This window comes from Cupriavidus basilensis (assembly GCF_000876015.1).
GTDB lineage: Bacteria > Pseudomonadota > Gammaproteobacteria > Burkholderiales > Burkholderiaceae > Cupriavidus > Cupriavidus basilensis_B.
This window is the reverse complement of record NZ_BBQM01000019.1, coordinates 94,376-116,117: the sequence shown is the minus strand read 5'-3', so window position 1 is coordinate 116,117 and position 21,742 is coordinate 94,376. Positions and strand designations below refer to the sequence as shown.

Annotated in this window: 20 protein-coding genes; 10 read left to right on the top strand and 10 right to left on the bottom strand. The window is 68.1% G+C overall.

The window, feature by feature from the left end:
* Positions 1–18: 18 nt before the first annotated feature.
* Positions 19–693, top strand: a complete 675-nt coding sequence (locus tag KF708C_RS20810) for an energy-coupling factor ABC transporter permease (RefSeq protein ID WP_059413261.1) — start codon at positions 19–21, stop codon at positions 691–693.
* A 70-nt stretch (positions 694–763) separates the two neighbouring features.
* Here the strand turns inward: KF708C_RS20810 and KF708C_RS20805 are convergent, their stop codons facing one another.
* The gene (locus KF708C_RS20805) at positions 764–1,396 is read right to left on the bottom strand and encodes a response regulator transcription factor (RefSeq protein WP_020201175.1); all 633 of its coding nucleotides are present in this window, start codon (positions 1,394–1,396) and stop codon (positions 764–766) included.
* 136 nt (positions 1,397–1,532) lie between these two features.
* Entirely contained in the window at positions 1,533–4,148 is a 2,616-nt protein-coding gene (locus KF708C_RS20800; protein ID WP_059413109.1) for a PAS domain S-box protein, read from the bottom strand.
* Positions 4,149–4,544: 396 nt separating this feature from the next.
* On the opposite strand from KF708C_RS20800, the gene aceE reads away from it, so the two are divergent.
* The 4 genes from aceE to lpdA all read left to right on the top strand — a co-directional run bounded on the left by aceE (position 4,545) and on the right by lpdA (position 11,578).
* Positions 4,545–7,232, top strand: a complete 2,688-nt coding sequence (gene aceE, locus KF708C_RS20795) for a pyruvate dehydrogenase (acetyl-transferring), homodimeric type (protein WP_059413108.1) — start codon at positions 4,545–4,547, stop codon at positions 7,230–7,232.
* Between the two features lie 163 nt (positions 7,233–7,395).
* Positions 7,396–9,051, top strand: coding sequence for a dihydrolipoyllysine-residue acetyltransferase (aceF, locus tag KF708C_RS20790; protein WP_059413107.1), 1,656 nt, complete (start codon positions 7,396–7,398; stop codon positions 9,049–9,051).
* A gap of 105 nt (positions 9,052–9,156) precedes the next feature.
* Positions 9,157–9,774, top strand: a complete 618-nt coding sequence (locus tag KF708C_RS20785; protein ID WP_020201180.1) for an MFS transporter — start codon at positions 9,157–9,159, stop codon at positions 9,772–9,774.
* Between the two features lie 28 nt (positions 9,775–9,802).
* Positions 9,803–11,578, top strand: coding sequence for a dihydrolipoyl dehydrogenase (lpdA, locus tag KF708C_RS20780; RefSeq protein WP_059413106.1), 1,776 nt, complete (start codon positions 9,803–9,805; stop codon positions 11,576–11,578).
* A 218-nt stretch (positions 11,579–11,796) separates the two neighbouring features.
* Here lpdA and KF708C_RS20775 read toward each other — a convergent pair whose 3' ends face one another.
* The 3 genes from KF708C_RS20775 to KF708C_RS20765 form a co-directional block, all read right to left on the bottom strand.
* Positions 11,797–11,994 carry a YgaP family membrane protein gene (locus KF708C_RS20775; RefSeq protein WP_020201182.1) on the bottom strand — a complete coding sequence of 66 codons (198 nt, stop codon included), beginning with the start codon at positions 11,992–11,994 and terminating at the stop codon, positions 11,797–11,799.
* Positions 11,995–12,060: 66 nt separating this feature from the next.
* Positions 12,061–12,588, bottom strand: a complete 528-nt coding sequence (locus KF708C_RS20770; RefSeq protein ID WP_059413105.1) for a rhodanese family protein — start codon at positions 12,586–12,588, stop codon at positions 12,061–12,063.
* A 26-nt stretch (positions 12,589–12,614) separates the two neighbouring features.
* A complete protein-coding gene (locus tag KF708C_RS20765; RefSeq protein ID WP_059413104.1) occupies positions 12,615–12,926 on the bottom strand; it encodes an ArsR/SmtB family transcription factor in 312 nt (103 codons plus the stop codon).
* Between the two features lie 141 nt (positions 12,927–13,067).
* Here KF708C_RS20765 and KF708C_RS20760 point away from each other — a divergent pair, with 141 nt between their 5' ends.
* Complete coding sequence (locus KF708C_RS20760) at positions 13,068–13,421, top strand: carboxymuconolactone decarboxylase family protein (RefSeq protein WP_059413103.1); 354 nt, start codon at positions 13,068–13,070, stop codon at positions 13,419–13,421.
* Positions 13,422–13,731: 310 nt separating this feature from the next.
* Here the strand turns inward: KF708C_RS20760 and phaP1 are convergent, their stop codons facing one another.
* The gene (phaP1, locus tag KF708C_RS20755; RefSeq protein ID WP_020201186.1) at positions 13,732–14,313 is read right to left on the bottom strand and encodes a TIGR01841 family phasin PhaP1; all 582 of its coding nucleotides are present in this window, start codon (positions 14,311–14,313) and stop codon (positions 13,732–13,734) included.
* A gap of 428 nt (positions 14,314–14,741) precedes the next feature.
* Between phaP1 and KF708C_RS20750 the strand changes: the two genes are divergently transcribed.
* From KF708C_RS20750 to KF708C_RS20740, 3 genes are read left to right on the top strand one after another with little or no spacing between them, the layout of a single operon-like run.
* Positions 14,742–15,671, top strand: coding sequence for a histone deacetylase family protein (locus tag KF708C_RS20750; protein ID WP_082079659.1), 930 nt, complete (start codon positions 14,742–14,744; stop codon positions 15,669–15,671).
* A 59-nt stretch (positions 15,672–15,730) separates the two neighbouring features.
* Positions 15,731–16,189: an acyl-CoA thioesterase gene (locus KF708C_RS20745; protein WP_059413101.1), complete on the top strand. Its 459-nt coding sequence runs from the start codon at positions 15,731–15,733 to the stop codon at positions 16,187–16,189.
* A 45-nt stretch (positions 16,190–16,234) separates the two neighbouring features.
* On the top strand, positions 16,235–16,936 hold the full coding sequence (locus tag KF708C_RS20740; RefSeq protein WP_020201189.1) for a nitroreductase: 702 nt from the start codon (positions 16,235–16,237) through the stop codon (positions 16,934–16,936).
* A 274-nt stretch (positions 16,937–17,210) separates the two neighbouring features.
* Here KF708C_RS20740 and KF708C_RS36725 read toward each other — a convergent pair whose 3' ends face one another.
* On the bottom strand, positions 17,211–17,474 hold the full coding sequence (locus KF708C_RS36725; protein ID WP_231586543.1) for a hypothetical protein: 264 nt from the start codon (positions 17,472–17,474) through the stop codon (positions 17,211–17,213).
* Between KF708C_RS36725 and pbpG the strand changes: the two genes are divergently transcribed.
* Positions 17,467–18,426, top strand: coding sequence for a D-alanyl-D-alanine endopeptidase (gene pbpG, locus KF708C_RS20735; RefSeq protein ID WP_231586542.1), 960 nt, complete (start codon positions 17,467–17,469; stop codon positions 18,424–18,426). The two genes, KF708C_RS36725 and pbpG, sit on opposite strands and share 8 nt — an antisense overlap.
* Before the next feature lie 119 nt (positions 18,427–18,545).
* On the opposite strand, the gene KF708C_RS20730 is transcribed toward pbpG, so the two are convergent.
* The 3 genes from KF708C_RS20730 to KF708C_RS20720 form a co-directional block, all read right to left on the bottom strand.
* On the bottom strand, positions 18,546–19,958 hold the full coding sequence (locus KF708C_RS20730) for an FAD-binding oxidoreductase (RefSeq protein ID WP_059413099.1): 1,413 nt from the start codon (positions 19,956–19,958) through the stop codon (positions 18,546–18,548).
* A gap of 26 nt (positions 19,959–19,984) precedes the next feature.
* Complete coding sequence (locus KF708C_RS20725) at positions 19,985–20,713, bottom strand: FadR/GntR family transcriptional regulator (RefSeq protein WP_020201192.1); 729 nt, start codon at positions 20,711–20,713, stop codon at positions 19,985–19,987.
* 184 nt (positions 20,714–20,897) lie between these two features.
* On the bottom strand, positions 20,898–21,686 hold the full coding sequence (locus KF708C_RS20720) for an IclR family transcriptional regulator (protein ID WP_020201193.1): 789 nt from the start codon (positions 21,684–21,686) through the stop codon (positions 20,898–20,900).
* Positions 21,687–21,742 lie beyond the last annotated feature (56 nt).

Below are 21,742 nucleotides of genomic sequence, written 5' to 3'. Positions count from 1 at the left end.
GAGGCGCTGGCCCGCCTGATGGCGCCGGACGGCCCGGCCGCGCAGGCCTGGCTGGCGGCGTGCGGGCTGGCCGGGCTGGCCTGGGCACTGTGGCGCCGGCCCTGGCACCTGCTGCGGCGCGGCGACCTCCAGCACGGCTGGCTGGGCGCGCTGCTGTTCGTGACGCTGCTGTGGACGGCGCGCGTGGCGCTGCCGGGCGGGCTGGTGTTCCAGTTGTTCGGCGCCACGCTGATGGTGACGCTGTTCGGGCTGCCGCTGGCGCTGCTGTCGCTGTTCGTGGTGGACCTGGTGTCGCTGCTCGGCCTGGGCTACCTGGCCGGCGCGAACTGGAGCGGCGTCGACTGGGCGGCGCTGTGGCCGCGCTATGTGTGGATGGGCCTGCTGCCGGCGCTGCTGTCGGCGGCGCTGCAGGGCGCCATGCGCCGGTTGCTGCCGCGCCATCCGTTCGTCTTCATCCTCGGCCACGGCTATTTCGCCGCCGGGCTGGCGGCGCTGGGCGCCGGCGCGGCGCGCGCCGTGTGGCACAGCCACGGCGCGCGCGGCGGCGTGCTGACGCTGCCCGACACGCTCACCGCGGTGCTGATCCTGGCGTTCGGCGAGGCGTTCCTCACCGGCATGCTGGTGGCGGTGTTCGTGGTCTACAAGCCGCAATGGGTCGTGACCTTCCGCGACGAGGAATATCTGAAGGGATAGGAAGGCGGGGCGGCCGCCGGTGATCCGGCGGCGGGTTGCGGCGGCCCTGTTGCGGGACCGCGGGCGGGGCTCAGGCGTTTTTCGACAGCGCCAGGCGCAGCAGGTCGGCCACGGTGTTGACGTTGAGTTTTTCCATGATGTTGGCGCGGTGCGCCTCCACGGTCTTGATGGAAATGCCCAGGTCGTCGGCGATCTGCTTGTTCAGGCGGCCGGCCACGATGCGCTCGAGCACCTGCTGCTCGCGCGTGGTGAGCTTGCCCAGCAGGTCCTTGGCGGCGCGCTGCTCGCGCGCGGCGGAGTGGTCCGTGCGCGCCTTCTGCAGCATGCGCTCCACCAGCGAGCGCAGCTCGGACTCATCGAACGGTTTCTCGATGAAGTCGATCGCGCCTTTCTTCATGGTGGACACCGCCATCGGCACGTCGCCGTGGCCGGTGATGAAGACGATCGGGATGTTGATGTTCTCCGCGATCATGCGCTCCTGCAGCTCCGGCCCGCTCATGCCCGGCATGCGCACGTCCAGGATCAGGCACGAGACCTGGCCGGCGTCGTAGGCGGAGAGAAACTGTTCGGCGCTGGTAAAGCTGCGAACCTGGTAGCCATTGCCCTCCAGCAGCCAGGTCAGCGAGTCGCGCATGGCTTCGTCGTCGTCGACGATGAAGACGGTTTCGCCGCGGTGGGAGGTGGGGTTTGGCGTCACGTTCATGAAGTCTCCTGGGACATCGAAGTCATTTGCCGCCAAGTGTAACCGGCCCGGGCGGCTAGCAACAGGGGCCGGCGCCCGGCGCGGGCGCCCGGCCTGCCGCGTTGCCGGGGCGCCGCGCGGCGCCGCTACCGCGGCGCTACTGTTCGGCCAGCGCCGGCAGCAGCGGCAGCATGATCTTGAAGGTGCAGCCGATGCCGTCGGCATTGTTCTCCACCCACAGCCGTCCCTGGTGGGACTCGATGATGGAGCGGCAGATGTTCAGGCCCATGCCCATGCCGTCCGACTTGGTGCTGAAGAACGGCTCGAACAGCCGCTCCTTGGTGGCCTCGTCCACGCCCGGGCCCTGGTCGATCACGTCGATGCGCACGATCTGGCCGAACTCGCCGGGCTCCACGCGCGCGTGCAGGCGCACCACGCCGGTCGAGCGCATGGCGGGCAGGCCGGCCATCGCCTCCACCGCGTTCTTGAGCAGGTTGACCAGCACCTGCTCGATCAGCACCGGGTCCACGTACAGCAGCAGCGGCGGCGCCGGCAGGCGGGTCAGGATGGTCACGCGGCGGCGTGTGGCTTCCAGGTCGGCCAGGCCCACCGCATCGGCCACGATGTCGTGCAGCGCGGCCTCGCGCCGCTGCGGCTGGCTGCGCTTCACGAAGCCGCGGATGCGGCTGATGATGGTGCCGGCGCGCACCGCCTGCGCCGAGGTCTTTTCCAGGATCGGGATCAGGTCCTCGGCGTTGCTGCGCCCGGAATTGAGCCGCGCCACCGCGCCCATGCAGTAGTTGTTGATGGCGGCCAGCGGCTGGTTGAGCTCGTGTGCCAGCGACGAGGCCATCTCGCCCATCGTGGTCAGGCGGCTGGTGAACTGCAGGCGCTCCTCGTGCTGGCGCGTCATTTCCTCGGCCGCCTTGCGCACCGTGATGTCGGTGGCGATCTGCATCTGCGCCAGGTGGCCGTCCACCCACTGGATATAGCGGCGGCGCACCTCGAACCACTTCTGCATGTCGGGCACGAAGACCTCGCGCGCGTCCGACGAGTACGGCATCAGCTCCGACGCCGGCAGCCCGGCGTAGGCGTCGATGTAGTCGGTGGCGTCGCTCGACACCTGTTCCTTGTCGACCTCGCCGCCGGCCAGCTTGAGGTGGCCCTCGGCCTCCCAGCCGAACAACTGGCGGTAGTAGCGGTTGGCGAACAGCAGCTCGGCCTTGTCCGTGGCCAGCACCGACACGGCCGCGTCCAGGCTTTCCAGCACGGTGGTGAAGCGGTCGTGCGCGGCGGCCAGCTCCTCGCGCGCGCGCTTGGGCTCGGTGATGTCCGTCATCGAGCTCATCCAGCCGGTATGGCGGCCGCGGCTGTCCACCAGCGGCGACACGTACATGCGCGCGTGGAAGCTGCTGCCGTCGCGGCGCATCACGCGCATCTCGTAGCCGCTGGCCGGCGACTTGCCCTGCAGCGTGAGGTCGATCTGCTTCTGCATTTCCTGCTGGTCGTTGGGCGGCCAGTAGGGGAAGGGCGGCATGCGCCCGACCAGCTCGGTGTCCTGCCAGCCGGTCATGCGGCAGAACGCCGGGTTGACGTAGGTGATGCGGCCGTTCAGGTCGAGCGCGCGCAGCCCGATCAGCATGGAGTTTTCCATCGCCCGGCGGAACGAGGTCTCGGCCAGCAGCGCGCGCTGCGCCTCGGAGCGGCGGCTGGTATGGCGCCACATGCTCCACAGGCTCCACAGCAGGAAGCACGACAGCCCCACCACCAGCCACAGCAGCATGTTGTTGGGCAGGTTGGAGGCGGGCGGGTAGGCGTCGGCGCGCAGCGACAGCGAATGCCCGGGCGGGTCGAGCAGCACCTCGTAGGACAGCGCGTTGCCCGGCACCGGCCGCAGCGAGGTGCTGGCGCGGATCTGGTTGTTCTTGTCGATCAGCGAGAAACGGTAGCGCTCGGTCAGCTCGGGCGGCAGCAGGTGGGTGAGGATGCCGTTGATCGAGTAGAGCGCGCCGAGCGTGCCGAGGAACTCGTTGTCGCGCACGATCGGCACTTCCATCAGCATGAAGCTGTCGCCGCGGTCGTTGACCAGCGGGCGCGAGTACACCACGCGCTGGGTCTCGCGCGCGGCGTCGAAGGTGTCGAGCACCTCGGGCTCGAGCGGCTGGTCCTGGGTCTCGCGCAGCCGGCTGGCGAACTCGGAGGTGGAGGGCAGCGACCAGCGCCCGCGGTGGGTGGCGTCGAGCCAGTTGACGAAGACGATCTCGGGGTTCTCGCGCAGGATTTCCTGGGCCGCGGTGCGGTAGGCGCCCTGGTCGAGCTGCGCGGCGGCGATGTCGCGCGCCAGCGAGGCCATCTGGTCCTGGTTGCTCAGCAGGGACAGGCGCACGCGCTGCTGGGCCCAGGCCGCGTCGCGGTAGAGCGCGTCGCGCTGCTGCTGGCGCTCGGTCTCGTGCAGCGACCACAGGATCACGCCCATCGCCGCCGTAAACAGCACGATCGCCACCAGCGGGATGAACATGAACCAGCTGGTCGCCACCAGGTTGCGCCAGCGCAGCCACCACAGGCCGCGCGGCGGGCCGCTCACGGCGGCCGGCTCGTCAGCGTGGCCGAGCGATTCGAGCGGCGGCAGCGGCGGCAGCGGTGCGAGCGGCGTGAGCGGGCCGGGCGGCGCGGCCGCGGCGGAGTCGCCGCTGGCCGCCTGGGCGGTGCCGGAAGCGGAGGGCGGCACGATGGCGGTGCGCAGGCGGGACAGAAAATCGATGAGGGAAGGCATGGCGGGATTGACGACTGACGGGCCAGTGTAGCGGGATTGCCGTGCCGCGTCGCTTGGGGTAAGCGCCAATGCGGCACCGCGTCATTCCTGCCGACGAGGGTACCGCCGCGAAGCCCCTGCCCGCAAGGCTTCGCGCCGCCCGTGATGCGCCGCCGCAATATTCCGCATTATGAGAAACAATATCGCAATTTGAAAATTTGGCTTGTCTTGCCCTATCTGCTTCCATAGAATCGGTCCGACCGAAAAGTACGGACGGCGGGGCTGCGCCTGCTGCAGGCGACAATGCCTGGCAGGGTTTTCGCAGGGCCCGCGCCGTACCGTAGCGACACCGTCAGGACGGGGTTCCCACGACACCAATCCGGGAGCGCCGCGGCATGCATTCACCAGGAGACAGTCATGTCAGCTGTACCAGAGCAGATTCTCGGCGCCAGCAGCGCCAACGACGCCGATCCCCAGGAAACCCACGAATGGCTTGCCGCCCTGCAGGGCGTGCTGGCCGCCGAAGGCACCGAACGCGCCGCCTTCCTGATCGACAAGCAGATCGAATACGCGCGCGTGAACGGCGTCACCCAGCCGTTCCACGCCGAGACGCAGTACATCAACACCATCCCGGTCGAGCAGCAGGCCCACATCCCCGGCGACCAGGACGTCGAGCACCGCATCCGCTCGTACACGCGCTGGAACGCGATGGCGATGGTGCTGCGCGCCAACAAGCACACCAACGTCGGCGGCCACATCTCGTCGTTCGCCTCGGCGGCCACGCTGTATGACGTCGGCTACAACCACTTCTGGCACGCCCCGTCCGAGAACCACGGCGGCGATCTCGTGTTCGTGCAGGGCCACTCGGCTCCGGGCGTGTATTCGCGCGCCTTCCTGCTCGGCCGCCTGACCACCGAGCAGCTCGACAACTTCCGCCAGGAAGTGGACGGCAAGGGCATCTCGTCCTACCCGCACCCGTGGCTGATGCCGGACTTCTGGCAGTTCCCGACCGTGTCGATGGGCCTGGGCCCGATCATGGCCATCTACCAGGCCCGCTTCATGAAGTACCTGGACAGCCGCGGCCTGGCCAAGGCCGGCGACCGCAAGGTCTGGGCCTTCCTCGGCGACGGCGAGACCGACGAGCCGGAGTCGCTCGGCGCGATCGGCATGGCCGGGCGCGAGAAGCTCGACAACCTGGTCTTCGTCATCAACTGCAACCTGCAGCGCCTGGACGGCCCGGTGCGCGGCAACGGCAAGATCATCCAGGAACTGGAGTCCGAATTCCGCGGCTCCGGCTGGAACGTCATCAAGGTGGTGTGGGGCAGCCGCTGGGATTCGCTGCTGGCGCGCGACACCAAGGGCCTGCTGATGAAGCGCATGATGGAATGCGTGGACGGCGAGTACCAGACCTTCAAGGCCAAGGACGGCGCCTACGTGCGCGAGTTCTTCTTCAACACGCCGGAACTCAAGGCGATGGTGGCCGACTGGTCCGACGACGACATCTGGCGCCTGAACCGCGGCGGCCACGATCCGCACAAGATCTACGCCGCCTACAAGGCCGCCAGCGAGCACAAGGGCCAGCCCACGCTGATCCTGGCCAAGACCATCAAGGGCTATGGCATGGGCGACGCCGGCCAGGCCATGAACGTGGCCCACCAGCAGAAGAAGATGCCGGTGGAGGCCATCCGCACGTTCCGCGACCAGTTCAACATCCCGGTCGCCGACGACAAGATCGAGGAAGTGCCGTACCTCACCTTCGAGGAAGGCTCGAAGGAACTCGAATACATGCGCGCGCGCCGCATGGAGCTGGGCGGCTACCTGCCGGCCCGCCGCCTCAAGGCCGCGCCGCTGCCGATCCCCGAGCTGTCCGCGTTCGACGCGCTGCTCAAGGCCACCGGCGAAGGCCGCGAAGTGTCCACCACGATGGCCTTCGTGCGCATCCTGAACACGCTGCTCAAGGACAAGCAGATCGGCAAGCACGTGGTGCCCATCGTGCCGGACGAGTCGCGCACCTTCGGCATGGAAGGCCTGTTCCGCCAGGTCGGCATCTGGAACCAGGAAGGCCAGAAGTACGTGCCGCAGGACCATGACCAGCTGATGTTCTACAAGGAATCGCAGACTGGCCAGGTGCTGCAGGAAGGCATCAACGAAGCCGGCGCCATGTGCGACTGGATCGCCGCCGCCACGTCGTACTCGACGCACGGCGTGCAGATGATCCCGTTTTACATCTACTACTCGATGTTCGGCATCCAGCGCATCGGCGACCTGTGCTGGGCCGCGGGCGACATGCGCTCGCGCGGCTTCCTGCTGGGCGGCACCTCGGGCCGCACCACGCTCAACGGCGAAGGCCTGCAGCACGAAGACGGCCACTCGCACGTGTTCCACGCCGCCATCCCGAACTGCATCTCCTACGACCCGACCTTCCAGTACGAGCTGGCGGTGGTGATGCAGGACGGCATGCGCCGCATGTACGTGGAGCAGGAAGACGTCTATTACTACCTGACGGTGATGAACGAGAACTACGAGCATCCGGAAATGCCGGCTGGCGTGGAGCGCGACATCGTCAAGGGCATGTACCAGTTCCGCAAGGGCGTGGAGAACAGCAACGCGCCGCGCGTGCAGCTGCTGGGCTCGGGCACGATCTTCCGCGAGGTCATCGCCGCGGCCGATCTGCTCAAGAAGGACTGGGGCGTGGAGTCGGACCTGTGGAGCTGCCCGAGCTTCACCGAGCTGGCCCGCGAAGGCCACGACGCCGAGCGCTTCAACCTGCTGCACCCGACCGAGACGCCGCGCGAGTCGTTCGTCGCGCAGAAGCTCAAGGGCGTGCGCGGCCCGGTGATCGCCTCGACCGACTACGTCCGCGCGTTCGCCGAGCAGATCCGTTCGTTCGTGCCGCGCCGCTACGTGGTGCTGGGCACCGACGGCTTCGGCCGCTCGGATACCCGCGAGAAGCTGCGCCACTTCTTCGAGGTGGACCGCCACTGGGTGGCGCTGGCCGCATTGAAGGCGCTGGCCGACGAAGGCGCGATCGGCCGCGACAAGGTGGCCGAAGCCATCAAGAAGTACAACCTCGACCCCAGCAAGCCGAACCCGATGTCGGTCTAAGCCGGCTGACTGCACGAAACCCCCGCAGGAGCGGCAGCCGCGCCGGGGCGGCCGGGCTGAAAGCCCGGCGCCTTGCGGCGCGGCGGCGTGACAGATCCGGGCGGTGAGGGTACCCTCGCCGCTGGTGCTTGCCGTGCCCGCCGTCCTGCCCAGGAGACACTGAATGAGTCAAGCGATTGAAATCAAGGTGCCGGATATCGGCGATTACGACGCCGTTCCCGTCATCGAAGTGCACGTGAAACCGGGCGACACCATCCAGGCCGAGGACGCCCTGGTGACACTGGAGTCGGACAAGGCCACGATGGACGTGCCGTCGCCGCAGGGCGGCGTCGTCAAGGAAGTCAAGATCAAGGTCGGCGACAACGTCTCCGAAGGCGCCGTGCTGGTGATGCTGGAACCGGCCGGCGCGGCCGCCGCACCCGCGCCGGCCGCGCCGGCACCGGCCCCCGTGGCCGCTGCGCCCGCGCCCGCTGCCGCGCCGGCCCCGGCGCCCGCCAGCGCGCCCGCGCCGGCCGCCGCCACCGGCCCCATCGAAGTCAAGGTGCCGGACATCGGCGACTACGACGCGGTGCCCGTGATCGAAGTCCACGTCCAGCCCGGCGACACCATCAAGGCCGAGGACGCGCTGGTCACGCTGGAATCCGACAAGGCCACGATGGACGTGCCTTCGCCCGCCGCCGGCGTGGTCAAGGAAGTCAAGGTCAAGATCGGCGACAACGTGTCCCAGGGCACGCTGATCCTGATTCTCGAAGGCGCTGGCGCCGCGCCTGCCGCCAGCGCCCCGGCGCCGGCCGCCGCCGCGCCCGCGCCGGCCGTTGCCGCAGCACCGGCGCCGCAGGCCGCGCCGGCGCCCGCCGCTGCGCCCACTGCCGCGCCCGCCGCCGGCGTGACCGGCGCCGCCGCCCACGCCAGCCCCTCGGTGCGCAAGTTCGCGCGCGAGCTCGGCGTGGACGTGTCGCGCGTGCCGGGCACCGGCCCCAAGGGCCGCATCACGCAGGACGACGTGCAGCGCTTCGTCAAGGGCGTGATGAGCGGCCAGACCGCCGCCCCGGCGCAAGCCGCGGCCGCCCCGGCCGGCGGCGCGGGCCTGAACCTGCTGCCGTGGCCGAAGGTCGATTTCACCCGCTTCGGCGAGATCGACAGCAAGCCGCTGTCGCGCATCAAGAAGATCTCGGGCGCCAACCTGCACCGCAACTGGGTCATGATCCCGCACGTCACCAACAATGACGAGGCGGACATCACCGAGCTGGAAGCCTTCCGCGTGCAGCTCAACAAGGAAAACGAGAAGTCGGGCGTCAAGGTCACGATGCTGGCCTTCATCATCAAGGCCGCCGTGGCGGCCCTGAAGAAATTCCCGAACTTCAACACCTCGCTCGACGGCGACAACCTCGTCTACAAGAAGTACTTCAACATCGGCTTCGCGGCCGATACGCCGAACGGCCTGGTCGTGCCGGTGCTGAAGGACGCGGACAAGAAGGGCGTGCTCGAGATCAGCCAGGAAATGGGCGAGCTCGCCAAGGCCGCGCGCGACGGCAAGCTCAAGCCGGACCAGATGCAGGGCGGCTGCTTCTCGATCTCGTCGCTCGGCGGCATCGGCGGCACGCATTTCACGCCGATCATCAACGCGCCGGAAGTGGCCATCATGGGCGCCAGCAAGTCGTACATGAAGCCGGTCTGGGACGGCAAGCAGTTCGTGCCGCGCCTGGTGCTGCCGCTGTCGCTGTCGTACGACCACCGCGTCATCGACGGCGCCGAGGCGGCGCGCTTCAACGCGTATCTCGGCCAGTTGCTGGCGGACTTCCGCCGCATCATCCTTTAAGGCGGGCAGGGCGCGCGCGGCCCGCCGCGCGTGCCTGTCGCCGGCCCGGGCGCCGCCCGCCGGCAGGCCCACGGCCCAACAGGAAGCGAACAGGAAGCGAAATCCATGACCACCTGCGTCGTCGTCAAGAAGGCCGGTGAAGTGGCGATTGCCGCCGATGCGCTGGTGACGTTCGGCGACACGCGGCTCACGCGCGCCTACGAGCGCAACCAGAAGGTGTTCCCGGTGGGCGAGAGCTTCGTCGCGCTGGCCGGGACCACGGCGCATTTCCCGGTCATGCGCAGCCTGCTGGCCGGGCTCGGCGAGGACTGCCGGCTGGGCTCGCGGGACGAGGTCTTCCGGACCTTCCTCAAGGTGCACGAAAAGCTCAAGAACGAGTATTTCATCAACACCAAGGAAGACGAGGACGACCCCTACGAGTCATCGCAGATCGTCTGCCTGATCGCCAATCCGGCGGGCATCTTCGGCGTCTACTCGTACCGCGAGGTGTTCTCGTTCGACCGCTTCTGGGGCATCGGCTCGGGGCGCAACTACGCGCTCGGCGCCATGCACGCGGTGTTCGAGCGGCCCGGGCTGGGCGCGGCGGACATCGCCCGCATCGGCGTGGACGCGGGCGTGGAGTTCGACAAGAGTTCGGCGGGGCCGATCGAAGTACAGGTGGTGCAGTTGCGCGACATGCCCGGCGACGGGGCAACCAATAACGACGGCGCGGCCCGCATCTGAGGCGGGGCGCGTTCTTGAGGAGCAAAGCATGAGTGTGATCGAAGTCCAGGTGCCGGATATCGGCGATTTCGACGCGGTGGAAGTCATCGAGGTGCTGGTCAAGGCCGGCGACACGATCGAGCTGGAGCAGTCGCTGATCGTACTCGAGTCCGACAAGGCCAGCATGGACGTGCCCGCCTCGGCCGCCGGCAAGGTGGTCGAGGTGCGCGTGAAAGTGGGCGACAAGGTCGCCAAGGGCGCCGTGATCTGCACGGTGGAAAGCGAAGCGGCCGCCAAGCCGGCCGCCCCGGCGCCCGCGCCGGCAGCCGCGCCCGCCGCCGCTCCGGTCCCGGCAGCGGCTCCCGCCGCCGCCACGCACGCCGGCAGCGCCGACATCACCTGCGAGATGCTGGTCCTGGGCTCGGGCCCCGGCGGCTACTCGGCCGCCTTCCGCAGCGCCGACCTCGGCATGAGCACGGTGCTGGTCGAGCGCTACGGCACGCTCGGCGGGGTCTGCCTGAACGTGGGCTGCATCCCGTCCAAGGCGCTGCTGCACAACGCCGCCGTGATCGACGAAGCCAAGGCGCTGGCCGCCCACGGCATCCTGTTCGGCGAAGCCAAGATCGACCTCGACGGCCTGCGCCACTACAAGGACACGGTGGTCGGCAAGCTCACCGGCGGCCTGTCCGGCATGGCCAAGACCCGTAAGGTGCAGGTGGTGCGCGGCATCGGCACCTTCCTCGACCCGCATCACCTCGAAGTACAGGAAACCGAAGGCGAGGGCAAGGCCACCACCGGCAAGAAGACCGTGATCCGCTTCGAGAAGGCGGTGATCGCGGCCGGCAGCCAGGCGGTCAAGCTGCCGTTCATTCCCGAGGACCCGCGCATCATCGACTCGACCGGCGCGCTGGAGCTGCCGGAAGTGCCGAACAAGATGCTGGTCATCGGCGGCGGCATCATCGGGCTGGAAATGGCCACCGTGTACAGCACGCTGGGCGCCAGCATCGACGTGGTGGAAATGCTCGACGGCCTGATGCAGGGCGCCGACCGCGACCTCGTCAAGGTCTGGGACAAGATGAACAAGCAGCGCTTCGGCAAGGTCATGCTCAAGACCAAGACCGTGGGCGTGGAAGCCAGGCCGGACGGCATTTACGTCAGGTTCGAGGGCGAGCAGGCGCCGGCCGAGCCGCAGCGCTACGACCTCGTGCTGGTGTCGGTGGGCCGCGTGCCCAACGGCAAGAAGATCGGCGCCGAGAAGGCCGGCGTGGCCGTGACCGAGCGCGGCTTCATCGACGTCGACAAGCAGATGCGCACCAACGTGCCGCACATCTTCGCCATCGGCGACATCGTCGGCCAGCCGATGCTGGCGCACAAGGCGGTGCACGAGGCGCACGTCGCCGCCGAGGCCGCGCACGGCGAGAAGGCCTACTTCGACGCCAAGCAGATCCCGTCGGTGGCCTTCACCGATCCGGAAGTGGCCTGGGCCGGCGTGACCGAAGACCAGTGCAAGGCGCAGGGCATCAAGTACGCCAAGAGCGTGTTCCCGTGGGCCGCCTCCGGCCGCGCCATCGCCAATGGCCGCGACGAAGGCTTCACCAAGCTGATCTTCGACGAGGAAACCCACCGCATCATCGGTGGCGGCATCGTCGGCACGCATGCCGGCGACCTCATCAGTGAAGTGTGCCTGGCGATCGAGATGGGCGCCGACGCGGTGGACATCGGCAAGACCATCCATCCGCACCCGACGCTGGGCGAATCGATCGGCATGGCAGCCGAGATCTACGAAGGCGTCTGCACGGACGTGCCGCCGCCGCGCAAGCGCTGAACGGCGCGGTAGTCCTGGTCCGCCGCGAGGCCCGCCATTGCGGCGGGCCTTTTTCTTGCCCTTAAATCGCAATTAACGGCCAGATAATCAAACCAACCGACCGCGCGGCCATGCCGCGGCATGCCGGCATGCATGACCGGGGAGGGGATGTGCGGGGGCAGCGGCGGGCGCGCCCGCGATGGGGCGCGGCCTTGCCGCGGGGGCGCTTTGTTCCTGCTTCACTTGTTTCCCTTCAACGGGCAGGTGCTGAAGCCCAGGATGGGATACAGCGGGCAAAAGCCAGCCAGGCCGGTGAGCAGCGGCACCAGGCCCAGCCAGCCCCACCAGCCCACCGTGCCCGTGGCCGCGAGGGCAACCAGCACCACGCCCACGAGGATGCGCAGGACACGATCGATACCGCCGACATTGGATTTCATAAGACCTCCTGTTGACAACGAAAAAACGGACAAAAAACGGATTAGGAAGCGGACAAGAAAGACGGCTCAGTTCGCCATGACCCGGCGATTCCACGGCGCCTTCATCAACACGCGCGCCAGCCCGCAGTAGCCGGAAACGCCCGCGAACAGCAGTCCCGCGCCGACGAAGCCGGCCAGTGCCAGGAACCACGGCGACACGGTGATGCCCAGCGCGGTGCCCAGCAGGACCAGCGCGCCCGCGGCGATCTGCACCTGGCGCTGCAGCTCCAGTGGCTGGCGGGCATCGGCCACCACGGGCAGGCCGGCGCGCTTCCAGCCATCCAGCCCGCCTTCGAGCAGATAGCCTTCCCCGGCCACGCAGGCGCGCAGCCGCTGCGCGTTCATCTGCGTGCGGTTGCCCGAGCGGCAGTAGAAGATGACCACCGCCGCGCCGTCGGCCGGCAGCGGCTGCGCCGCAAGCCGGTCCAGCGGCATGTGGCGCGATTCGGCAATGTGCTCGCGGGCGCGTTCGTCGGCGGCGCGGATGTCCACCAGCACCGCGCCGTGGTCCAGGCGCTGGCGGGCCGCTTCGGGAGACAGGGTCTTCAGGGTCATGTCGGGTACGTCGCAACAATGGTGGATCAGGGGCAGAAGATGTCCTTGAGCGTAGCGATGAGCTTGGCCACATTCGGGTCCTCGACCCGGTAGTACAGCGTCTGCGCTTCGCGCCGGTACATCACCAGACCTTCCTCGCGCATCCGGGCCAGATGCTGCGACAGCGCAGAAGGACTGAGGGCGACGAATTCATTGATCGCGCCCACGGTCATCTCGCCGTGCTCCAGCAGCAGGCACAGCACCAGCAACCGGTTGGGGTTGCCCACCGCCTGCAGCAGCGCGGCGGCCTGTACGGCACTGTCCTGCAAGCGTTCAAGATCGGATTTGCGTTGGGTCATGCTTCGGGGGCTCTTTCGGCGTACATCATATTTTAGAAACTTCTAAATTAGAATAAACTAAATTAAGCGTTTCGGGAAGGGTTGGCTCGCCATCCGGTCCGCCGCGCGATCCGCCATTCACCCTCGACAAGGAAGCTCCCCGTGACCACGCAATACAAGCAACTCACCCAGCGCATCTCCGGCAACCTCGCTCAATTGCACACGACCCAGGCCGGCGTGATGAAAGGCTTCGGCGACCTGGGCAAGGCCGCGATGGCGGGCGGCGCGCTCGATCCCAAGACCAAGGAACTGATCGCGCTGGCCGTGGGCGTGGCCGCGCGCTGCGACGGCTGCATCGGCTTTCACACCAGGGCGCTGGCGCGGCTGGGCGCGACCACGGAGGAGGTGCACGAAGCGCTGGGCGTGGCCATCTACATGGGCGGCGGCCCGGTGGCCATGTATGCCGCCAATGCCGTGGCCGCCTTCAATGAATTCGCCGCGCCCGCGCACGCCTGAATAGGAGGGGAGGAAGGATGCGGACCGCCGCATCAGGGTGGCCGCGCGCGAATCAGGCGTGCCGCGCGACGGACTGCCGGCGCAGCCGGTCGATGCGCGCCCGGCACCGGGCAGAAAAAAACCCGGCGCATGGCCGGGTATTAACGGTATTGGAATACAAGAAACCGGATACCGAGGAGACATCGGTAGAGGGCGGGGAACCGGTGGTTCGTGGTTCCCGCTTGCCTTCGTTGGCAAAACGCGCCGGCGCGTGCCATGCGTGCTTTGCCAACGAACCGGCCGGAGCCGGTCCGTCTGCCGCGTGCGCTGCTTAGGCGGCGGTGGTGGTGGCCTTCTTGGTCGCGGTGCGAGCCGAGGCGCTGGCTTGCTGGGCGGCCTTGGTGGCGGCCGAGGCGGCTGCCTGGAAGTTGCTTTCAGCGATTTCCACAGCCTGCTTGGTGGCCTTCTGGACCGACTCGTAGGCGTTGTTGGCGGCGCTGATCGCCGACTTCACGATGGCCACGGTGGATTCCGAACCGGCCGGGGCGTTCTTGGCGAAGTTCTCGACCAGGGCTTGCACCTTCTTCGAGCTCTCGGCCAGCTGGGCTTCGGCGACCTTGGTGAATTCCGACTGGGTTTCCGAGGCGATTTCGTACAGGTGGCGGCTGTAGGCCAGGGTCTTTTCGGCGACCGGCTGGACCAGCGAAGCCTGGATGGCCAGGAATTCCTGGGGATCCTTGGCGGACAGCGCCTTCTTGGCGTTGTCGACGTTTTCTGCGAAAGTCGCCTTGACCACTTGCAGGTTCAGCTCGACCAGCTTTTCAACGCCTTCGAATGCCTTGGTGGTCAGGCCGAAGATGGTTTCCAGGTTGGCTTTTTGCGCTGCAGCGACTTGTTCCGGGGTGAAGTTCATGCGAGTCTCCAATGATGAAGTTCAAGATCATGCAAAATTAGGCCGCCCAGATGTCAAAGCCATGACGAATAGCAGTCTCTCGTCAGCCAGCCCCAGGCGCAGGAGGTTGCCGACACGCTCCGCCTGCTTGGCAAAGTCGGATGGTGCGCCGCAACAATTCCAATTGTAGGGAAAAGAAAAAGGCTGTCAAGGTCTTCTTGTGCATTGCACAAATAAATCTCCCCGAAGTCCTCGCTGACCGTCCTCCCGGAAGCCGATGCCGGTGGCGCATGCCGCACGTGAAACCGTTGCCGGCACGGTGTTTCCCGGGCCGGGGCGGGGCGCCTGGCGCCGTACGCCCGCGGCGCGGCAGTGCTACCATCGCGGTCTGCCGGAAGCGCCGTTTCCGCAGGCGCAGCCGGCCGCGCCACGCCGGTTTCCCGTTGCCCATGCTTGCCTTCTACGCCGATCATTTCGTCCTGCCGCTGCCCGAGGGCCATCGTTTCCCGATGCGCAAGTACAGCATGCTCAGGGACGCGGTCGGGCGCGAGGTGCCGGGGCTGACGCTGGCCGAGGCGCCGCGCGCCGGGGACGACGCCCTGCTGCTGGCGCATACCCGCGAATACGTCGACAGCGTGTCGCGCGGCCAGCTCGATCCGGCGCGCCAGCGCGAGATCGGCTTCCCGTGGTCGGAGGCGATGGTGGAGCGCTCCCGGCGCTCGGCCGGCGCCACCATCGCGGCCTGCCGCGCCGCGTGCCGGGAGGGCATCGCCGTCAACCTCGCCGGCGGCACGCATCACGCCTATGCGGACAAGGGCGGCGGTTTCTGCGTGTTCAACGACGCCGCCGTCGCCGCCCGCCAGTTGCGCCGCGACGGACTGGCCGGGCGCGTGGCGGTGGTGGACCTCGACGTGCACCAGGGCAACGGCACCGCCGCCATCCTGCGCGGCGATCCCTTCGTCTTCACGCTGTCGCTGCATGGCGAGAAGAACTATCCGTTCCGCAAGGAAGCCAGCGATCTCGACGTCGGCCTGCCGGACGGCTGCGGCGACGATGCCTATGCCGAGGCGCTGCAGGGCGCGCTCGATACGCTGTTCGCCCGCTTTGCCCCGGACCTCGTGATCTATCTGGCCGGCGCCGACCCGCATGAAGGCGATCGTCTCGGCCGCCTCAAGCTGACGCTGGCCGGGCTGGCGCGGCGCGACCGCATGGTGTTCGACGCGGCCTGGCAGCGCGGCCTGCCGGTCGCCGTGGCGATGGCGGGCGGCTACGGCAACCGCATCGAGGACACCGTGGCGGTGTACGCCCAGACGGTCGCGCTGGCGGCGCAATATCACGCGCGCCGGCGTGCCGCCACGGCCGCGATGGCATTGCCCTGACGACGCGCCGCCGAAGCCTGCCCTCCCGCCACCGATCTGCCACCACGCTCCCGCCACCGATGAAACCGACCGCCGACACGCGCAGCGCCTACCGCCACTTCCAGCCCATCACCACGCGCTGGATGGACAACGATGTCTATGGCCACGTCAACAACGTCGTCTACTACAGTTATTTCGATACCGTCGTGAACACCTACCTGATCCGTCAGGGCGTGCTCGACATCGAGGCGGGCGAGACCATCGGGCTGGTGATCGAGACGCAGTGCAACTACTTTTCCGCGCTGAGCTTTCCCGATACGGTGGTGGCGGGGCTGCGCGTGGCGCGGCTCGGCAATTCCAGCGTGCGCTACGAGGTGGGCCTGTTCCGCAACGACGAAGAGATTGCCGCGGCACAGGGGCATTTCGTGCACGTCTACGTGGACCGCGCCACGCGCCGTCCGGTGCCGCTGCCGGCGGCGCTGCGCGATGCGCTGCGGCCCCTGGTGCATGAGACGCCGGGAAATGGGGCCGGACAATGAGACCGGACCATAAGGCCGGGGCAGTGAGACAACAAGGATAAACGTATGGATTCGCAGCAAAGACGCGACGCCGCGGCGGTTGACCAGGCGATCATCACGCGGCGCTCGGTGCGCGCTTTTCTCGATACGCCGGTGCCGCGCGAGATGGTCAGCGAGATCCTGGCCGTGGCCAGCCGCGCGCCGTCGGGCACCAATGTGCAGCCGTGGCGGGTCTACGTGCTGACCGGCGAGGCCAAGCTCAAGCTGTCGGCCGACGTGCTGGCGGCGTATGACGATCCGCAGCGCGACAGCAAGTACCGCGAGGAATACCCGTACTACCCGCGCGAGTGGGTCAAGCCGTATATCGACCGCCGGCGCAAGGTGGGCTGGGACCTGTACAGCCTGCTGGAGATCAGCCGCGAGGACAAGGCGCGCATGCATGCGCAGCATTCGCGCAACTTCACCTTCTTCGATGCGCCGGTGGGCATGATCTTCACCATCGACCGCATCCTGGAGCAGGGCAGCTGGCTCGACTACGGCATGTTCCTGCAGAGCATCATGGTGGCGGCGCGCGCGCGCGGGCTCGACACCTGCCCGCAGGCCGCGTTCACGCAGTTCCATGCGGTGATTTCCAGCCACCTGCGGCTGACCGGGGACGAGATGGTGGTGTGCGGGATGGCGCTTGGCTACGCCGATCCCGCGGCCATAGAGAATACCCTTAGCACGGAACGTGAACCGGTAAGCGAGTTCGCGCGTTTCCTTTCTTGAGGGCGATCGCGGGACGGCGCGATGCGGGCCGTCCCGGTTGCATGCCGCCGCGCTGGCAAGTGCCGCGCGGCCCGCGCAAATGCGCTGGCCGCGCGTTGCCGGGGGCGGCGTGCGGTGGAATTACCACAGTCCGAGTCGGGCGCGCAGCACGTGTTGTGTGACGCTTGGCTCTCTTTTTCCGTAATGCGGAATTGTTTGCAAATCGAACTTTAAAGAGGCTTCGTAAGTCTTTAATCTTGCTAACAATTTCTTTTTTTCCTAAACTGGCGCCATCCTAGCTGCGCGCTGAATGAATCATGTTCCGGTCTGATTCCTCCCTATTTTCCAGATTCTTCGGCTCTGTCCCTTTGACTGCGGTCGCGGCTTCAGTGCTGCTGTCCGTTTCCATGCTGGCCGTTCCCACGGCCGATGCCGCCACCAAGGCGGAAACGACAAAGTCTAAAAAGTCGGCAAAAATCTCGAAGTCCGAGAAAAAGCCGGCAACTCCTTCTAAAACTGTCGCTGGGCGCGCTGCGCCGCGCAAGGTTGTCGTGCTCAAGAACGGCCGGCACCAGGTGGTCGCGCAGCGCCAGGCAGCGCCGGTGCGCGCCGCGTTCACGCCGGCCAAGCCGTCGCTGGGCGAGGCGCTCGGCCTGCGCAACACCGAGGACTCGCTCGCCCTGCGCTCCAGCGTGGCGCTGGTGATGGACCAGAACAGCAACGAAGTGCTGTTCCAGAAGAATTCCGCCGCGGTCCTGCCGATCGCCTCCATCACCAAGCTGATGACGGCGCTGGTGGTGATGGACTCGCACCTGCCGATGGATGAAGTCCTGACCATCAGCGAGGAAGACCGCGACAACGAGAAGCACAGCAGCTCGCGCCTGCGCTTCGGCACGCAGCTCAGCCGCCAGGAACTGCTGCTGCTGGCGCTGATGTCCTCCGAGAACCGCGCCGCTTCCGTGCTCGGCCGCAGCTACCCGGGCGGCCTGCCGGCCTTCGTGCAGGCGATGAACCGCAAGGCGCGCGAGCTCGGCATGAACGACAGCCACTTCGTCGATTCCAGCGGCCTGTCGAGCGGCAACGTCTCGAGCGCCGTGGACCTGGTGCGCATGGTCAACGCGGCCTACCGCAACCCGACCATCCGCGAGTTCACCACGCAGACCGAGCATGAAGTCAACGTGCTGGGCCGCACCCAGCACTACGTCAGCACCAACCGCCTGGTGCGCGGCGGCAACTGGGAGATCGGCCTGCAGAAGACCGGCTTCATCTCCGAGGCCGGCCAGTGCCTGGTGATGCAGGCGCGCGTGAACGGCCGCAACGTGGTGATGGTGTTCCTCGACTCGGTGGGCAAGCTGTCGCGCTTCGCCGATGCCACCCGCGTCAAGGACTGGCTGGAGCATTCGCCGTCCGGCCCGGCGCCGCATCCGTTCCCGGCCTCGCCCAACCTGACGCAGGCGCCCGCCAACAGCCCGCAGGCCGTGCTGGCCGCCCAGCAGGCGCGCGGCATCTGATGGCCGCGGCGGCGGCGGGCTGAGCCGCTGCGCGGCTCGGGTCGTCCGCCGATGTCCCGCAATGAAAAAACGCGCCGTCCCCGGCGCGTTTTTTTGTCGCCGTCGCGGCGGCGATGCGCTTACAGCAGCTTGCCGGGATTCATGATGCCGGCCGGGTCGAGCAGCTGCTTGATGCCCTGCATCAGGCGCAGTTCCAGCGGGTCCTTGAGGCGCAGGAAATCGTCGCGCTTGAGCTGGCCGATGCCGTGCTCGGCGCTGATGCTGCCGCCGTAGCGCGCCACTTCGTCCAGCACTTCGGCGGTCAGCGCCTTGCCGTGCACGGCCGCCCAGTCGCGTTCCGCGCCGGCCGGGCGCGACAGGTTGTAGTGCAGGTTGCCGTCGCCGAAGTGGCCGAAGATGAACGGGCGGATGCTGGGGCTGGCGGCTTTCAGGCGCGCTTCCATCGACGCCATGAAGGCCGGGATCTGCTCGATCGGCAGCGACACGTCATGCTTCAGGTGGGGGCCGTCCGCGCGCTGCGCCTCGGAGATTTCCTCGCGCAGCTTCCACAGGCTCTGCAGTTGCGCCAGCGAGGCCGAGACCGCCGCGTCGAGGCACAGCTCGCGCTCCAGCGCTTCGCCGATCACGCGCTCGAGCAGGGCGCCCAGCGCGGCCTCGTCGGTGGTGTCGGCCAGTTCCACCAGCACGTAGGCGGGATAGCGCTGGCCGAACGGCTCCTGCACGCCCTCCGCGTGGCGCAGCACGAGGTCCAGGCAGTCGCCGGTGAAGAACTCGAACGCCTGCAGCCGCGCGCCGCATTGCTCGAACAGCAGCTCGAACAGTTCCAGCGACTGCTGCGGAGACGCCACCGCCGCCAGCACCACCGAGCGCGCGTCGGTGCGCGGGAACAGGCGCAGCGCGGCGGCGGTGATCACGCCGAGCGTGCCTTCGGAGCCGATCAGCAGTTGCTTGAGGTCGTAGCCGGTATTGTCCTTGCGCAGCGCGCGCAGGCCGTGGAAGACCTCGCCGTTCGGCAGCACCGCTTCCACGCCCAGCACCAGCTCGCGCGTCATGCCGTAGCGCACCACGTTGACGCCGCCCGCGTTGGTGGCGAGGTTGCCGCCGATCTGGCACGAGTCCTCGGCCGCCAGGCTGAGCGGCAGCAGGCGGTGGGCCTCGGCCGCGGCGCGGCGCAGGTTGCCGAGGATGCAGCCGGCCTCGGCCACCATCGTGTTGGCGATGGTATCGACCGAGCGGATCGCGTTCATGCGGTCCAGGCTCAGCACCACGTTGGCGGGGCTGCTGTCGGGCGCGGCGCCGCCGCACAGGCCGGTATTGCCGCCGCGCGGCACCACCGGCACGCCGGCCTGCTGGCACAGCGCCAGGCAGCGCGCCACTTCGTCCACGCTGCGCGGGCGCACCACGGCCTGCGCGTTGCCGCGGTAAAGGCCGCGCCAGTCGGCCAGCCAGGGTGCGACCTGGTCGGGCTCGGTGGCGGCAACATCGGGGCCGAGGGCTTCGACCAGGCGGGGCAGGAAGGCGGAAGTTTGCATGGTGCTGTCCGGTAAGGCGGCGCGGCTCAGGCCGCTGGATGGGAAGGATCGGGGTGGCGCGGCGCGACCGGCAGGCCCAGCCGCGCGGCGGCGCCTTGCAGGTGCGACACCGCGGCCGCGCGCGCCAGGCCGGCGTCGCCGGCGCGGATGGCATGGAAGATCGCCAGGTGTTCCTGATGGACCTGCTCGGACAGGCCTTCCTGCTGGCGCGTGTTGCGGCGCGCGGCATGCACGGCCTGGTGCAGCTGCAGGTTCAGGTATTGCAGCAGTTGCAGGTAATAGGGATTGTGGGTGGCGGCGGCGATCGCCACGTGGAAGGCGGTATCGGCCTCCACGCTGCGGTCCGGGTCGTGCAGTTGCGCGCCGAGCTGCGCCAGCAGCGCCTGCATCCGCGCCAGTTCCTCGGCGGTGCGCCGCTGCGCCGCGAGCGCGGCGGCGGCGCTTTCCAGGTCGAGCCGCAGCTCGTAGAGGCTGGCCAGCCCGCCGCGGTCGATGCCGATTTCCTGCGGCAGCCGGAAGCCGCCGCTGCCGGTGCGCGACAGCACCGTGCTGCCGAGCCCCTGGCGGCTTTCCACCAGCCCCTGCGAGCGCAGGTGCTCGGTGACTTCGCGGATCACCGCGGGGCTGACGCCGTAGCGCTCGGCCAGTTGCTTGCCCGAAGGCAGCCGGGCGCCGACGGGATAGACGCCGTCGGCGATTTCCGCGCGCAGTTGCTGGGCGACCTGTTCGGTCAGCGTGATGGCCTTGGTTCGCATGCCCGGCAGGATACTGCTAATCAGGTTATCTGAAAACTAAGGGTAAACGCTTGGTCGAGCAGAGGGCAAGCCAAGGGGAGGGGACGCCATCGCACGGGAAAGCCGCCGCACGAAGCGGTGGCACGAAGCGGCGGCAGGCGGGCACGATGCACGGCGCGCGTCCGTGCGACGCGCGCCGCCCAGGTCAGGCAGCGGCGACGTCGGTTGCGTAACCCATGCCGCGCGAGATCTGCAGCGCGGTGTCCTTGAGGTTCTGCAGCCAGCTTTCCTGCAGGCGGTCGGCCGGGGCCGACAGCGAGAGGCCGGCGACCAGGCGGCGCGAGTCGTCGTAGATGCCGGCGGCGATGCAGCGCACGCCGAGCTCCAGTTCCTCGTTGTCGCGCGCGTAGCCGTTGGTGCGCACCCAGTTGAGTTCGCGCTCGAGCTTGATCAGGTCGGTGATCGAGGTGCGGGTGTGCCCGGCCAGCCCGGTGCGGGTGGCGTAGTTGCGCACGCGGCTGAGCTCGTCGGCCGCCAGGAACAGCTTGCCGACCGAGGTCAGGTGCAGCGGCGCGCGCCCGCCGATGGCGCGCACCACCTGCATGCCGGAGCGCTCGCTGTAGGCGCGCTCGATATAGACGATCTCGTCGCCCTGGCGCACCGACAGGTTGACGGTCTGCCCGGTCACGCGGTGCAGCGCGCGCATCGGCGCCAGCGCCGCGTCGCGCACCGACAGGCGCGCCTTGACCAGGTTGCCCAGCTCCAGCAGCCGCATGCCGAGCCGGTAGCTGCCGGGATCGGAGCGGTCGACGAAGCGGCAGGCCACCATGTCGTTGAGGATGCGGTGCGCGGTGGAAGGATGCAGGCCGGTGGCCAGCGACAACTCCTTCAGGCTGACGGGATCCGCGTGCTGCGCGAGCGAATCCAGCAGGGTCATCATGCGTTCGATGACCTGGATGGATGTCTTGCCGGGTTCTTTGTCTGCGTCTGCCATGAGGAAATGTTGCCATGCGGCAAATTAAGCGGTTGCCTGATTCTATCTCGCATTGT